Here is a 15252-nt window from a genome sequence, read left to right on the forward strand (position 1 = left end):
GATGTCAGGGCCATGCCCGCGCTCAGGCGGCCTGGATCATTGCTGCGGCCGGGGCCGCCAGAGCCGGGTCATGCAGACTTGCCGGTGCATGCACGAGCTGGTCCGTCAGTACGTCGAGCTTGCCGTCGAGTTCATCGAGCGCCCGTTCATGAGCGGCAATTTCAGCAATGCGTTCGTCCAGGCCGGTGGCGGCCTGCTGGATGCGTTCGATCGCCTCGATACGGCGGCTGAAGTTTTTCCGGCGCTCCTTGAGCTGGGCATCGAGCTGGGAAGCGGCCGACTTGTTCCACAACTCGACCTCGCCCAGCGCGGTCTCGTAGACCACGCGCAGCCGCGTGGCCAGGGCCCGCACCAGCCGTTCGGAAAAATCCGGCTGCGCCAGCTTGAGGATGTTGGCCACGCCCAGGTATTGCAGGTGGCTGCGTTCGATCTGCTCCAGGTCCACCAGGAAACGGCTCATTTCGGGCTCTTTGGGCGCCTGCAGGGAAAAACCGAACTCTGCATTGAGCTGCTTGAACGATCCGCCCAGCATGCGCTGGATGTCAGCGCTGGTGGTTTGGGCTTTCTGCAGGCCTTCGCGCAGCCGCGCAAAGGTCTGGCCATAGGCTTTCTTGACGCCCAGCTTGATGCCGGGCTGCTTGAGCGCGTCAGTCAGTTCGGCCAGCTCCGTCTTGAGGGTCGGTGTGCCCAGCAGGTGGAACACTTCCCTGAGCAGCTTGAGGTGGATGGAACGCACGGCCTGTATCTTGGCGCCGCTGGCGTTGAATTCGGCCTGCTCCTGCTCGATGCGCGAACGCATGTGTTTGATGACCGAGTCGTTCTTGCCGCGCAAACCGCGCAGCTCGATCATCTGCTCGGCCAGGTCGCGGCGGCGGATGTGGATGACGCGGCCGGCTTCAGCGCGCAACTCGACAATGCCGGCGGCCACCGCAGAGCGCAGTATTTTCTGTCGCTGCCCCATCACGCCCTGCGCCAGGGCGAGTTCCAGCCCGGGCAGGCAGCTGGCCTGCAGCAGCTTGTCATCCCCTGTGACTTTGGCGACCAGGCCTTTCTGGGCCGAGACGGGAATGACCTGGGCCACCGGCAGCCCGAGAATTTCCGCCGAGCTTGCACGCTGGCGGTCGATCTGGGCCTGGATCTGCGCGGGCGAGCTCAGGGCGTCCCACAGGGTGTCGATCTTGTTAAGCACCACCAGGCGGGCATCGTTGTCGTCACCTTCGGTAATCAGGTGTTCACGCCAGATGGCCAGGTCGGATTTGGTCACGCCGGTGTCGGCCGCCAGGATGAAGACCACCGCATGGGCCTGCGGAATCAGGCTCACCGTGAGTTCCGGCTCGGCGCCGATGGCGTTGAGCCCCGGGGTATCCAGAATCACCAGCCCCTGCTTGAGCAGCGGGTGGGCGATATTGATCAGCGCATGGCGCCACTTGGGCACCTCGACCAGACCGTCGGCATTGACCCGCGGATTGTCCTGCGGCGCGTCGTCATGCCAGAACCCCAGCGCGCGCGCCTCGTCCTGCGTGACATGGCGGACTTCGGCCACCTTTTCCAGCGCCTTTGACAGCTTGACCGGATCGTTCACATCAAGGTCGACACGAGTCCATTTTTCGGGAACCATGCGCCATTCCATCAGGGCCTGCGGCTTGAGCCGGGTCTCGATGGGCAGCAGGCGCAGGCAGGGCGGCGAGTCCGCGTCGTAGCCCAGTTCGGTCGGGCACATGGTGGTGCGGCCGGCACTGGCCGGCATGATGCGCCGGCCGTAACCGGCGAAAAAGATCGCATTGATCAGCTCGGACTTACCGCGCGAAAATTCGGCGACAAAAGCCACCATGACCTTGTCAGAGCGCACCTGCGACTCCAGCCGAAGCAGGCGTTCTTCCACGGCGGCGTTGAGCAGATCGTGGCCCTTCATCCATTCGGACAAAAGCTTCAGACGCAAGGCAAACTCGCGCCGCCAGGCGCCGTGCTGGTCAAATTGTTGGTTAAAAGACATGGTGCGCCGTGGACATAGACCGATCAATATAGCATCGCCCACCGGAAACGGTCAGCCCCGGGCGGGACGGGTGTTCAGGGTTTCTGACAGTTGACACAGTAGAAAGTGGAACGTTGCCCCTGCCGGAGCATGCGGATCGGCGCCGCGCACAGCTTGCAGGGAAGGCCGGCCCGGTCGTAAACCATGGCTTCGAGCTGGAAGTAGCCGCTCTCGCCCATGGCGTTGGAAAAATCCTTCAGGGTGCTGCCGCCTTTTGCAAGCGCTTGTGCCAGCACGCTGCGAATCGCCGCATGCAGCCGGGCGGCGCGGGGCTTGCTCAGCCGCCCCGCACGCACGGTCGGACGGATGCCGGCCATGAACAGTGCTTCCGACGCATAGATGTTGCCGACTCCGACCACGATCTCGCCGGCCAGCAGCACCTGCTTGATCGCCGTTTTTCTGCCTTGCAGCGCGCGGTAGAAGGCCAGCGCGTCAAAACCGTCCGTCAGCGGCTCCACACCCAGCCGGCCCAGAAGTTTTTGCGCGGCAGCGTCGTGCTCGGCAGGCGCGTACACCACGGCGCCAAAGCGGCGCGGGTCGTGCAATCGCAAGGTGCCTGCCGTGGTGCGCAGGTCAAAATGGTCGTGTTTTCCAGGCGGCGGCAAGTCTGCAGCGAAACCCAGGCTGCCGGACATGCCCAGATGGATCAGCAGCAGGCCGCCGGTGGTGTCGAGCAGCAGGTATTTGCCGCGCCGGCGGACCTCGCGCACGGTGTGCCCGGTCAGACGCGCGGCATCGCAGCCCAGAGGCCAGCGCAGCGGCTTGCCCAACTGCAGGCCCAGTATTTTTGCACCGGCAATGCGACTGGCAAAACTCAGGCGGGTGACTTCGACTTCGGGCAATTCGGGCATGGGCAACTCGGGGCAATCAGGAAACACGCCTACATGGGCGCAGGGCTTCAATTATCATGGTCCGATGAAACAACTTATCAGCGTTTTCAGTGCACTTTGCCTGGCAGTTCCGGTGCTGTGGGCTCAGACCGCCCAGCCTGCCCCGGCCTTGCCACCCGCTGCCCAGCCTGAGGCGCCGGCCGCGGCCCAATCCCTCACCCCCGTGCCTTCCAGCCTGGACGGGGAGCTGTTCTACCAGGTACTGCTTGGTGAACTCACGGCACGCGAAGGTGATGCACCGAGCGGTTTTGCACTGATGCTGGACGCTGCCCGAAAAACCAACGACGCCCAGCTGTACCAGCGCGCGGCCGACATCGCCCTGCAATCGCGCTCGGGCGACGCGGCGCTGCAGGCGGCGCAGGCCTGGCGCCAGGCCCAGCCGGCCTCGCGGGAAGCCAATCGTTATGTGCTGCAAATCCTGCTGGCGCTGAATCGCATCACCGAGACCACGGAGCCGCTTAAAAACGAAGTGAAGCTCACGCCCCAGGTCGAACGCCCGCAGGCCATCACCAGCCTGCCACGATTTTTTGCCCGTGTCGGCGACAAAAAACTCGCCGCCAGCGTGCTCGAGCAGGCACTGGCCGACGAGCTCAAGGCCCCCGCCACGGGCGCAGCCGCCTGGACCGCCGTCGGGCGCATGCGGCTGGCCGCCGGCGAACAGCCCGGCGCGCTGGAGGCAGCCGAACGCGGGCAGGCCATCGACCCCGCGGCTGAAGGGCCGACCCTGCTGGCACTGGAACTGATGGACCCCAAACTGCCGCGCGCCGAGGCCCTGGTCCAGAAATACCTGGCGGGCAACCCCAAGGCCGTGCCTGAAATGCGCATGGCCTATGCCCGCGGCCTGCTCGATGCCCAGCGTTATGCCGAAGCCAGCGCGCAGCTGCTGCTGGTCACGCGCGACAAGCCCGAGTACCCCGAAGGCTGGCTGGTGCTGGGCTCCCTGCAGTTGCAGGACAACCAGCTGGCGGCAGCGCAGACTTCGCTGCTGCGCTATCTCGAACTGGCCGGCCAGGGTGAAGCCCAGCCACAGACCAGTCGCGGCCTGTCCCAGGCCTACCTGTCGCTCGCGCAGATTGCTGAAAAACGCAGGGATTTCGCCGCAGCGGAAAACTGGATCAACAAAATTCCCGATGCGCAGGAACTGGTCCAGGCCCAAGTGCGCCGCGCTTCACTGCTGGCCCGGCAGGGCAAACTCGCCGAGGCCCGCCAGCTGATCCGGAAATTGCCTGAGCGCAACGCCGATGACAAACGCATCAAGCTGATGGCCGAGGTCAACCTGCTGCGCGAGCAAAAGGAATACCGCAGCGCTTACGAGTTGCTGGCGCAGGCCGTCACGCAGTTCCCGGACGAACCCGAGCTTCTCTACGACCAGGCCATGATGGCCGAAAAGCTCAATGCGCTGCCGGAAATGGAACGCCTGCTGCGCCAGGTGGTGGAACGCAAGCCCGACTACCACCACGCCTACAACGCGCTGGGGTACTCGCTGGCCGATCGGAACGTGCGGCTGCCCGAGGCCAAACAACTGATCCTCAAGGCGCTGGAGTACGCGCCCGAGGACCCCTTCATCAAGGACAGCCTGGGCTGGGTGGAGTTCCGCATGGGCAACAAGGCCGAAGCCTTGAGAATTTTTGAGGCCGCCTACAAGGCCAAGCCCGACGCCGAGATCGCCGCGCACTTCGGCGAGGTGCTCTGGAGCCTGGGTCAGCGCGACAGGGCCTTGGCCATCTGGAAGGAAGGCATGCTGCTCAACGCCGAGAACGAGACGCTGCTCGAAACGCTCAAACGCCTTCGCGTCAGGCTGTAAGCCGCCATGCCCCTCTTTGACGCCCCGCTGCGCCGGTCGGCCGCTCTGCTGGTGAGCCTGCTATTTACTACATTTTTCATAGCTGGTTGCGCAAGCCCGCCAAGGGCTGCAGACCAAAATGATGAAAAAAAATCATTCTGGGCAGGCCGCATCAGCCTGCAGGTGCAAAGCGAGCCACCCCAGGCTTTTTTTGCCGGCTTCGAACTCAGGGGCAACCCCACGCAGGGCGAGTTGACGCTGAACAGCCCGCTGGGCAACAGCCTGGCCGTGCTGCGCTGGTCGCCGCGGGAGGCGGTGCTTGATTCCGGCAACCAGATCCAGCGCTTTGCCACGGTCGACGAACTGATTGAAAAAGCCACTGGCGCAGCCGTGCCGCTGCCCGCGCTGTTCGACTGGCTGGACGGCAAAAACACCGCCGCGGACGGCTGGAAGGCCGATCTGTCGCAACAGGCCGAGGGCCGTATCTCGGCCAGCCGGACGCTGCCGCAACCGCGCTCCGACCTGCGCATCGTACTGGCGGCGCCCTGATGCAAGCCGGACTGTCGCGCCCTGCTTCGGCCCCGCCGCTGAAGGCGATCTACGACGTCGCGGCGCCGGCCAAACTCAACCTGTTTCTGCACATCACCGGGCGCCGTCCCGACGGCTACCACCTGCTGCAGTCGGTCTTCATGCTGATCGACTGGTGTGACACCCTGCATTTCGAGTTGCGCCAGGATGGCCAGATCACACGCGCCGACCTTGGCAGCGAGGCCAGCGAGGCGCTGCCGGCCGAAGACCTGGTGGTGCGTGCTGCGCGCGCACTGCAACACGCGTCAGGCACCAAGCTGGGCGTGCACATCGGGCTGGAAAAACGTATTCCATCCCAGGCCGGCATGGGCGGCGGCTCCTCCGATGCGGCCAGTTGCCTCTTGAGCCTGCAGCGCCTGTGGGGCGTCAGGCTGCCGCCGGAGCAACTGCAGGCCATCGCTCTCGGCCTCGGTGCCGACGTGCCGTTTTTCCTCAGCGGCGGCCACGCCTGGGTGGAAGGTGTCGGTGAAAAGATCACGCCGCTGGCCCTGCCCGCCGCCCGTTTTGTCGTGGTCAAGCCCGCCGCCGGGCTGCCGACCGACGCCATTTTCCGCTCGCCCGGGCTCAAACGCGATACAGAAACTGCTACAATCCGAGGCTTTGCTGCAAACGCAAATGGCTCTGTTTACGAATTCGGCCATAACGACTTGCAGCCAGTCGCGCAGGCCTTGTGTCCGCAGGTTGGCCAATCACTCGATTGGCTGTCCATGCAGCATTTGCAAGGTCGCATGACTGGCTCGGGAAGTGCTGTATTTGCGCATATGCCGCACGAGATGGAACTCGCGGTCGCCCCGGGCGACTGGCAGGTCCGAAAGTGCAGCAACCTGGATGCACATCCTCTGGCCGGTTGGTAAGATAAGGGCCATGGAATGTGTTTCCAGAAACAACGATTAAAGGGTTGGTTGCCGGTCCCCTGACATCTGTCTTTGACAGTTTTCAGCTCCGACAATCTACCTGTGTAGGGGTGTCGCCAAGTTGGTTAAGGCACCGGATTTTGATTCCGGCATTCGCAGGTTCGAATCCTTCCACCCCTGCCAAAATTTTCGGGTCCCATGTGGGGCCCGTGTTTTTAGGCCACCCGACAACGGGGGCCGTGCTCGCTGACTGTTGAGTGTCTCCGGTGAAGGCTCTGCCTGCGCAATTCAGCCACTGAATTGGCTGGGCAGGAAATGGCCAGAAGCCGCATTGACATGGAACGGACACAGGGCGTCCGTGTTGTCAGTGCGCTTACTGCTTTTATCCATTCAGCAACGTTTTCTTCCTGGACACCCGCTGGGCCACACATGCAACCGCACCACTCCGACTTCATGCTTTTCACGGGCAATGCCAATCCGAGCATGGCATCCGAGATCGCCCAGCATCTGGGCATTTCGCTGGGAGCCGCCCATGTGGGACGTTTTTCCGACGGAGAAGTCACGGTCGAGATCCAGCAGAATGTGCGGGCGCGTGACGTGTTTGTGGTGCAGTCCACCTGCGCGCCGACCAATGAAAACCTGATGGAACTGCTGATCATGGTCGACGCGCTCAAGCGTGCCTCGGCCGAGCGCATTTCCGCGGTGATCCCCTACTTCGGCTACGCCCGGCAGGACCGCCGCCCGCGTTCGGCACGCGTGCCCATCAGCGCCAAGGTGGTGGCCAACATGCTGCAGGCCGTCGGTGTCTCGCGCGTGCTGACCATGGACCTGCACGCCGACCAGATCCAGGGCTTTTTTGACATCCCGGTGGACAACATCTACGCCTCGCCCGTGCTGCTGGGCGACCTGCGCCAGAAAAACTACAACGACCTGATGGTGGTGTCGCCCGACGTCGGCGGCGTGGTGCGTGCCCGCGCCCTGGCCAAACAGCTCGGCTGCGACATGGCGATCATCGACAAGCGCCGGCCCAAGGCCAATGTGTCGGAAGTCATGCACGTGATCGGCGACATCGACGGGCGCAACTGCGTCATCATGGACGACATGATCGACACGGCCGGCACGCTGGTCAAGGCCGCCGAGGTGCTCAAGGAGCGCGGCGCCAAAAAGGTGTACGCCTATTGCACGCACCCGATATTTTCGGGCCCCGCGATTGAACGCATTGCGCAGGGCGAAGCCCTCGACGAAGTGGTGATCACCAACACCATTCCCCTGAGCCAGGCCGCGCAGGACTGCAAGAAAATTCGCCAGCTCTCCGTGGCGCCGCTGATTGCCGAGACAATCCAGCGCATCGCCAACGGTGAGTCGGTCATGAGTTTGTTCTCGGACCAGGACAACCTGTTCTGATCCAGGACAAAAAGCCGGCTGCCGCAGCACCATGCTGCAGCAGCTTTTTTACGGAAAGTTTCAGAAATCCGGAACCGGATGGATGGAATTTTCCAATGTCGGGGTGAGCTGGTCGCGGCCCACCTCTTTTGGAGAAGATTATGAAATTCGTCGCTTTTGAGCGCGCCAAGCAGGGTACGGGTGCGAGCCGCCGTCTCCGCATCACGGGCCGCACGCCCGGTATCGTTTACGGTGGCACCGGTGAACCGTCGCTGATCGAACTCGATCACAACGCACTGTGGCACGCCATCAAGAAAGAAGCTTTCCACGCTTCCGTCCTCGAGATGGAACTGGAAGGCAAGACACAAAAGGTCTTGCTGCGCGATCTGCAGATGCACCCGTTCAAGCAACTGGTCCTGCACATCGACTTCCAGCGCGTCGACGCGAAGACCCGCCTGACCATGAAAGTGCCACTGCACTACAGCGGCCAGGAAGAGTCCCCTGCGGTCAAGGCCGAAAACTGCCTGGTCAACCACGTGCTGACCGAGCTGAGCATTTCCTGCCTGCCCAAAGACCTGCCTGAATTCATCGCCGTCGATCTGAGCGGCCTGAAAAAAGGCACTTCGCTGCACGTCAAGGACATCACGCTGCCCAAAGGCGTGAAGTTTGTCGCCAAAGGCGGCCTGGACAACCCGGTGCTGGTGTCGGTTTCTGCCGTTTCGGAAGAAGCTGAAGCCGATGCCGCCGCTGCTGCTGCTGCTGCCGCGCCTGTGGATCCCAAGGCCGCCAAGGCCGCTGCCGCCAAGGAAGCCAAAGCCGGCGCCAAGTCTGACGCTGCCAAGCCTGCTGCCAAGAAGTAATTCATGACGGCACTGGCCTGAAACGGCCCGCGGCCCTTGTCCTCCCCGGAGGTCAAGGGCCGTTTTTCTTGGGAGAAGGTCTTGCTGCACCCATAATCCGGTGGCGGGCCCCACCTGCAGACCGCTTTTTCCCTCTCATCACACAGCATGATCAAACTTTTTGTAGGCTTGGGAAACCCCGGCCCTGAATACGAGGCGACCCGCCACAACGCCGGTTTCTGGTGGACCGAGGCGCTGGCGCGCGAACTCAAGCTGAGCCTGGCACTCGACAAGAACTACCACGGCCGCGTCGGCCGCACCACCATCAAGGGCCAGACCGTCTGGCTGCTCGAGCCGCTGACCTTCATGAACCTGTCGGGCAAGTCGGTGGCGGCGCTGGCGCGTTTTTTCAAGATCGCGCCCGAAGAGATCCTGGTGGCCCATGACGAGCTCGACATCGTGCCCGGCCAGGCCAAGCTCAAGTTCGGCGGCAGCCACGCCGGGCACAACGGCCTGCGCGACATCCATGCCCAGCTGGGCACGGGCGACTACTGGCGCCTGCGCATAGGCGTCGGCCACCCGGGCGTGAAGTCCGAAGTCATCAACTGGGTGCTGAAAAAACCGTCCCAGGAACACCGCGCGGCGATCGAGGACAGCATCGCGCGCGCGCTCAAGGCCGTGCCCGACCTGCTGGCCGGCGAGATGGAAAAAGCCACCATGCTGATCCACACCAGCGCCCCGCAGCGGCCCAAGCCGCCGCGCAAGCCTGAGCCTGACGACTCCGTCAACGATTAGCGGCTTCACGCTGCGACAGCAGTCTGCCCCGGACAGTAGTTCCGACTCCCCACTCCCACCCCTCACCCCTGCCCTCGCCCCGCTGGGCGATGGAGGGGGACTTCATTGGCCGCGTGTGCTGCCACCGCGTGCAAACGTGGCGGCCGCTTGGCTCCGACATGACGCGCTTCGCGCGTCATGTCTCCCCGCACCCGATCCCGAGCCCGCATTTGTGCCCCCACCCGTCGGGCTGGGCCGAGGAGCGCAGGCAAAAGCGGATAAGGGCTCGCGATTGTCTGAGGCGAAGCCGAGTTCGAGCGAGGCCCCGCTTTTACCAAGCACCGGAGGTTGCCCGCAGCGAAGCGGAGGGACCCAGACCATCGGGTCGCCTTTTCTTTGGTGACTTTCTTTTGACGCAAAAGAAAGTTACTTGCCGCCGGGCAACCCCCGGCCAACAAGCATTAGCGAACTAAAAAGATTGAAGGAAAAAAGGCTTCGACCCTTCGGCAAGCTCGGCCCGAACGGAGTCAGAGGAGCGCCCCCATGGATCCCGGATCACGTCCGGGATGACAGATGCGGGAAGAGGTTGCTATGAATTCAATAGCCTCTTGCGCCCACCAGACAAGGGCTGGAGGCCAAAAAAACTATGAAGAACGCGATTCCACCGCCGCCACAGGCTGCTCCGCCTGCAAGCGCTGGTACTTCTGCCAGAGCGTTTCATGGTCTTCGATGAAGGCCGGGTTGACGGGAATACACGCCACCGGGCAGACCTGCACACATTGCGGCTCATCGAAATGCCCGACGCACTCGGTGCAGCGTTGCGGGTCGATCTCGTAGATTTCCTTGCCCAGGTAAATCGCCTGGTTCGGGCATTCGGGTTCGCACACGTCGCAGTTGATGCACTCGTCGGTGATCAGCAAGGCCATGGTCAGCCCTCTTTCTGCGCCTGCTGCAGGGCGATGGCGACATTGGCGCTGACCATCTGGCCCACATCGCCGCCGAGCTTGCTGATCTCGCGCACCAGCGTGCTGCTGATACATTGCAGCGGCGCGTCCGGCAGCAAAAACACGGTTTCCACCTGGGGCCGCAGCTTGCGGTTCATCGCGGCCATCTGCGCCTCGTAGTCAAAATCGGTGAGGTGGCGCACGCCGCGCACCACGGCCACGGCCTGCTGGGCCGCGCAAAAATCCATGATCAGGCCGTCGAACGGCAGGACGCTGACGTTGGCCATGCCCTGCGTTTCCTCGCGCACCTGCTGCAGGCGCGCATCCAGGCTGAACAGCGTTTTCTTGTGGTGCGCCACAGCCACACCGATGATGAGCCGGTCAAACAGCCCGGCCGCGCGGCGCACGATGTCCTGGTGCCCGAGCGTGAAGGGGTCGAAGGTGCCGGAATAAACCGCCACACGGGAACTCGGGGTGCTTGTCGCCATGCGGCAATTATGCCCGCCTGACCGTGGGGCCGCCTGTCCCTGCCGCCTGCAGGGCTACGCGCCTTCCAGCGAAACGCCCTTGCGGACCAGCAAGTGAAAGTGCACCGCGCCGGCCTTGCCGCTGCGATGCAGCTGCAGGCCGTAGTCGGCCAGTGCCTCATCGGTCCAGGCTTGCGGCGCCTCGAGGTAGACATAACCGGGCTCGGCCACCACCTGCGCCGCCGCCTTGAGCGCAGGCTCGAACAGCGGCGAGTCAAACGGCGGGTCCAGGAACACCAGTTGCATGCTGCCGGGGGACAGGCGCCGGAGAACGGAAACGCCGTCGCCGCGCTCCACCCGCACCATGTCGGCGTGCAGCCTGGCCTGCAGAGCCTTGAGCTGGTCCACCAGACCGGCATCCTGCTCGCACAGCAGCACCTCGGCAGCGCCGCGCGAGGCGGCTTCAAAACCCAGCACGCCGGTGCCGGCAAACACGTCGATGCAGCGCCAGCCGGTCAGGTCCTGGCCCAGCCAGTTGAACAGGGTCTCGCGCACGCGGTCGGGCGTCGGGCGCAGGCCGGGTTTGTTGGCCACCGGCAGCTTGGTGCGTTTGTACTGCCCGCCGATGATGCGGATCTCGCCCGGCGGCACGGACTTGCGGCCCACCACCTTGCCCGATTTCGGGCGCGGGGCGGCAGTCTTGGGGGTTTTGTTGTCGGAAGCTGGGGTGTATTTCATGTGCGGCGCTTGGGAACGATCCCAAAAAAGGACGTGCCGTTTACTGGGAAGCAGACCCTAGGATAACAGTCACCATTTTTTCAGGCTGCAGCTTGCGCGCAAACGCGGCCTTGACCTCCGCCACACTGACTTTGGCGATGCGGTCGGTCCAGGTGTCCAGGTAATCGAGCGGCAAGTCGTTCCAGGCGATGTTGGCCAGGTTGCCGAGCAGCTTGCGGTTACTATCGATCAGCAGCGGGAAGCCGCCTATCAGGTTGTCCTTGGCGGCCTGGAGCTCGGCCTGTGTCGGGCCTTCGGCGACAAATTTCGCAATCACCTCACGGGCGACCCCGGTGGCCTGCGCGGCCTGGTCGGGTCGCGTCTGCAGGCCCACGGTGAACGCACCGGCATGGCGGCCCGGCGAAAAATAGCTGGAGACGCTGTAGCTGAGGCCGCGTTTTTCGCGCACCTCTTCGGTCAGGCGCGAGACAAAGCCGCCACCGCCCAGCACATAGTTGCCCAGGGTGAGGGCATAAAAATCAGGGTCGTTGCGCTTGTAGCCGGGCTGGCCCATCAGCACATGCGCCTGGGCCGAGTCAAACGGGATGGTGATCACCTGCCCGCGCTCCAGCGGCGCCACCTCGGCCACCGCCGGCAGCGGCGGCACTGCCGCACAGTCGCCTTGGGGCAGGCGCGCGAGCAGCCCCGTCACCAGCGTGTCGGCCTGCGCGCGTGTCAATGCCCCCACAATGCTGACCCGGGCGTGGCAGGGCGTGATGTAGCGCGCATGAAAGGCCCGCATGTCGGCCACGCTGACGCGCCCCAGGCTGGCTTCGCTGATTTCATGGCCGTAGGGATGGCTGCCGTACACCGCTTCTGAAAAAGCGCGGGCCACCCGGTAGCCGGGCCGGGTGTAGGCCTCCTTGAGCTGGGCCAGCATGCGCTGGCGGTCGCGCTGCCACACCGGGTCCGGAAACGAGGGTTCCGCGATCTGACGCGCGGCCAGCCGCATGGCCTGGCTCAGCAGGTCCGGCTCGGTCAGGCTGCGCAGTGAAAAGCTGAAACGGTCGGAGCCCGCCGATGCGCCGAACTGCGCGCCGAGATCGGCCCAGGCTTCGCCCAGCGCATTTTCATCGAGCGCGGGCTCGCCGCCGCGTGCCGCCACGCCCTTGGAAAGCAGCGACGCCGTGATCCCGGCCAGACCGGCCTGGTCGGCCGCGACACGCCGGCTGCCGGCATCGAAGTCCAGCTGCACATCGACCATGGCGATGGCCGGGCTTTCGACCAGGTAAACCCGGGCGCCGCCGGGCTGCGTCCAGTGCTGCACAGGAATCGCAGCCCATGAAAACACGGGAGTAAATATGGCTGCAGCCCCTATCAGCAGGGCGCAAACAGCTCTTTTTTTGATAGCACTTGTCACAGGAGTTCCCGGAGAAATCAGGATGGAAGAAAACGCCAGTCGCGGGCGGACCGCGCTCAATGCCGCAGCCCCGCGGCAGGCACACGTTTGACGCGCCCCGGATCGGGCGGCTGCGGCAGCAAGTTGGCGAGGGTCAGCTGGTCGTCGCTGAAATAACGCGCCGCCACGGCCCGCACTTCGGCGCTGCTGATGCTGCGCAGCTGGCTGATCAGGCGCTCGTCGGTGTCGAGCGGCAGGCCGTTGACCCAGTAGGCACCCAGTCCGCGGGCCTGGCTGAACAGTGCATCGAGTTTGTAGGTCTCACTGGCCACCCACTGGGTCTTGACACGTTGGAGTTCGGCCTCGCTGACGCCTTCGCGGGCAATCAGCGCCACCTGCTGGCGCAGGGCGTCGGCCACCTGGTCAGCGGTTTTTCCGGCGGCCGGCACGCCATCGAGCACAAAGACCTGCGGGCCGCGGCCGATCAGGCCGTTGGACGCGCCGGCACTGTCGGCAAGCCGGTTGTCACCCTGGGTCAGGGCGCGTTCCAGCCGCGCGCCGCTGTAACCGTCGAGCACGGCGGCCAGCACCGTCAGGGCCAGCGCATCGCGGTTGAAGGCGTCCCCCGTTCCCGGCGCGGCATCCACCGGCGACTGCAAACCCGGCACCTTGTAGGACAAGCTCACATAGGCCTGGCTGGCCGGTGCCTTGAAGTCCATCCTGCGCAGGCCGGTCTGCACCGGCTCGATGCGCGGCTTGCGCGGCGGCACCGGACGGGCCGCCGCGGCGCCATAGTATTTTTCCGCCAGTCGCCGCACCTGCGCCACATCCACATCCCCGGCAATCACCACGGCCGCATTGGCCGGTACATACCAGCGCCGGTAAAACGCACGGGCATCGTCGGGCGTCATGGCCTCGAGGTCGCTCATCCAGCCCACGACCGGGCGCCGGTAAGGCGACGCCACGAAGGTCATGGCGTTGGCGGCTTCATGCATCAGCGCGCGCGGCGAGTCTTCGGTGCGCAGGCGGCGTTCTTCCTTGACGACCTCGAGTTCCCTGGTGAACTCCTCGTCGGCCCACTGGTTGCGGGCAAACCGGTCGGCCTCCAGGCGCATCACCTCTTCGAGCTTGCCCGAAGGGATTTGCTGGTAATAACCAGTGGCATCCCGGGAAGTGAACGCGTTTTCGCGACCACCGAGCGCCGCGACACGGCGTGAAAACTCACCCGGCTTCAGGCTGGGTGTGCCCTTGAACATCATGTGTTCCAGCACATGGGCCACGCCGGTGGTGCCGTCAACTTCGTCCATGGAGCCGACCCGCACCCAGAGCATGTGCGCCGCGGTGGGTGCACGCCGGTCGGTCTTGACGATGACGGTGAGGCCATTGGCCAGCTGGAACTGGGTGACGGGGGTGGCTGGAGCTGCGGTCTGGGCCAACGCGGGGCTGGCCAGAAAGAAGCTGAGGAGCAGGGGGAAAAGAGGGAAAAGAAGGAGAAGAGGAGCGTTGCGCGAGGGTGCCGGAAACCGGATAAACGTGCCCATGAAATCCTGTGTGGTGTGTTTCATAGAATAGTGTGACTCCAAAGCACAACCAATGTTCAGTTTCTTCAAGAAAAAAAAGCCCCCTGCCCCCCCGGAGGCCACGCCGGCAGCGGCGTCACCCCCTGCCCTGCCTGGCAGCGCGGCGCCCGCTGCGCCTCCCGCCGCGGCCACACCGGCGCTGCCCGGCGGCGGCCTGATCGGCAGTGCGCTGGTCACACCCATCGACATTCCGTTGCCCGGCGCAGTGCCGGCGAACCGCGAGCACTGGGTCAGCAAGCTGCGCTCGGGCCTGCACAAGACCGGCGCCAGCATTTCCGGCGTATTCACCGGCAACCGCATCGACGACGCGCTGTATGAAGACCTGGAGTCGGCCCTGCTGATGGCCGACGCCGGCACCGGCGCCACCGCCTACCTGCTCGATGAAGTCAGGCGACGCGTGAAAGACAGCGGCGTCACGCACCCGGTGGCCGTGAAAAACATCCTGACCGAAGCGCTCACCCAACTGCTCAAGCCGCTGGAGCAGCCCCTGGTGATCGGCGAGTACAAACCCACGGTCATCATGGTGGCCGGTGTCAACGGTGCGGGCAAGACGACATCCATCGGCAAACTCACGCACCACCTGGCCAACGAAGGCGCGTCGGTGCTGCTGGCCGCAGCCGACACCTTCCGTGCCGCTGCGCGGGAGCAGCTCGAAGCCTGGGCCAACCGGAACATGGTGGAAATCGTCAGCCAGGAAGGGGGCGATCCGGCCGCTGTGAGTTTCGATGCGGTCAGCGCCGGCAAGGCACGCGGCAAGGACGTGGTACTGGTGGACACCGCCGGGCGCCTGCCGACGCAACTGCACCTGATGGAAGAGCTGCGCAAGATCAAACGTGTCGTCAGCAAGGCCGATGCCACGGCACCCCACGAAATACTTCTTGTCATTGACGGCAACACCGGGCAGAACGCGCTGAGCCAGGTCAAGGCCTTCGACGAGACCCTGCAGTTGACCGGCCTGATCGTGACCAAACTCGACGGCACGGCCAAAGGCGGCGTGCTGGC

At 64.4% G+C, this 15252-nt stretch carries 14 protein-coding genes and 1 tRNA gene; 8 read left to right on the top strand and 7 right to left on the bottom strand.

All coding sequences use genetic code 11. From position 1 onward, the window contains the following. Positions 1-22: 22 nt before the first annotated feature. Together PSV40_RS05655 and mutM are read right to left on the bottom strand one after the other, a co-directional pair. Entirely contained in the window at positions 23-1993 is a 1971-nt protein-coding gene (locus tag PSV40_RS05655) for a dynamin family protein (protein ID WP_300535296.1), read from the bottom strand. A gap of 74 nt (positions 1994-2067) precedes the next feature. Further along, on the bottom strand, positions 2068-2883 hold the full coding sequence (gene mutM / locus PSV40_RS05660; protein WP_300535299.1) for a bifunctional DNA-formamidopyrimidine glycosylase/DNA-(apurinic or apyrimidinic site) lyase: 816 nt from the start codon (positions 2881-2883) through the stop codon (positions 2068-2070). A 64-nt stretch (positions 2884-2947) separates the two neighbouring features. Here mutM and PSV40_RS05665 point away from each other — a divergent pair, with 64 nt between their 5' ends. The 7 genes from PSV40_RS05665 to pth all read left to right on the top strand — a co-directional run bounded on the left by PSV40_RS05665 (position 2948) and on the right by pth (position 9164). Beyond that, positions 2948-4726: a tetratricopeptide repeat protein gene (locus PSV40_RS05665; protein WP_300535302.1), complete on the top strand. Its 1779-nt coding sequence runs from the start codon at positions 2948-2950 to the stop codon at positions 4724-4726. A 6-nt stretch (positions 4727-4732) separates the two neighbouring features. Continuing rightward, the gene (locus tag PSV40_RS05670; RefSeq protein ID WP_300535304.1) at positions 4733-5254 is read left to right on the top strand and encodes a lipoprotein insertase outer membrane protein LolB; all 522 of its coding nucleotides are present in this window, start codon (positions 4733-4735) and stop codon (positions 5252-5254) included. Further along, entirely contained in the window at positions 5254-6147 is an 894-nt protein-coding gene (gene ispE, locus PSV40_RS05675; protein ID WP_300535307.1) for a 4-(cytidine 5'-diphospho)-2-C-methyl-D-erythritol kinase, read from the top strand. Before PSV40_RS05670 ends, ispE begins: the two co-directional genes overlap by 1 nt. Before the next feature lie 106 nt (positions 6148-6253). Then, positions 6254-6330: transfer RNA gene (locus tag PSV40_RS05680), tRNA-Gln, on the top strand. 246 nt (positions 6331-6576) lie between these two features. Further along, on the top strand, positions 6577-7551 hold the full coding sequence (locus PSV40_RS05685; protein WP_293594927.1) for a ribose-phosphate pyrophosphokinase: 975 nt from the start codon (positions 6577-6579) through the stop codon (positions 7549-7551). A gap of 140 nt (positions 7552-7691) precedes the next feature. Further along, a complete protein-coding gene (locus PSV40_RS05690) occupies positions 7692-8390 on the top strand; it encodes a 50S ribosomal protein L25/general stress protein Ctc (RefSeq protein WP_300535309.1) in 699 nt (232 codons plus the stop codon). Positions 8391-8537: 147 nt separating this feature from the next. After that, positions 8538-9164, top strand: a complete 627-nt coding sequence (gene pth / locus PSV40_RS05695; protein ID WP_300535312.1) for an aminoacyl-tRNA hydrolase — start codon at positions 8538-8540, stop codon at positions 9162-9164. A 623-nt stretch (positions 9165-9787) separates the two neighbouring features. Here the strand turns inward: pth and PSV40_RS05700 are convergent. From PSV40_RS05700 to PSV40_RS05720, 5 genes are all read right to left on the bottom strand, one after another. Further along, positions 9788-10069, bottom strand: a complete 282-nt coding sequence (locus PSV40_RS05700; RefSeq protein WP_300535315.1) for a YfhL family 4Fe-4S dicluster ferredoxin — start codon at positions 10067-10069, stop codon at positions 9788-9790. A 2-nt stretch (positions 10070-10071) separates the two neighbouring features. Next, positions 10072-10575 (bottom strand): pantetheine-phosphate adenylyltransferase, encoded by a 504-nt coding sequence (gene coaD / locus PSV40_RS05705; RefSeq protein WP_300535317.1) that lies wholly within the window; start codon positions 10573-10575, stop codon positions 10072-10074. A 54-nt stretch (positions 10576-10629) separates the two neighbouring features. Next, positions 10630-11292 carry a 16S rRNA (guanine(966)-N(2))-methyltransferase RsmD gene (rsmD, locus tag PSV40_RS05710; protein WP_300535320.1) on the bottom strand — a complete coding sequence of 221 codons (663 nt, stop codon included), beginning with the start codon at positions 11290-11292 and terminating at the stop codon, positions 10630-10632. A 40-nt stretch (positions 11293-11332) separates the two neighbouring features. Next, complete coding sequence (locus tag PSV40_RS05715; protein WP_300535323.1) at positions 11333-12622, bottom strand: pitrilysin family protein; 1290 nt, start codon at positions 12620-12622, stop codon at positions 11333-11335. A 125-nt stretch (positions 12623-12747) separates the two neighbouring features. Beyond that, positions 12748-14235, bottom strand: coding sequence for a pitrilysin family protein (locus PSV40_RS05720; protein ID WP_300535326.1), 1488 nt, complete (start codon positions 14233-14235; stop codon positions 12748-12750). Between the two features lie 28 nt (positions 14236-14263). Between PSV40_RS05720 and ftsY the strand changes: the two genes are divergently transcribed. Beyond that, positions 14264-15252: signal recognition particle-docking protein FtsY (ftsY, locus tag PSV40_RS05725; RefSeq protein WP_300535328.1), on the top strand; the 989-nt coding region annotated here is incomplete at its 3' end.

The organism is Polaromonas sp. (assembly GCF_029945925.1).
Taxonomy (GTDB): domain Bacteria; phylum Pseudomonadota; class Gammaproteobacteria; order Burkholderiales; family Burkholderiaceae_C; genus Polaromonas.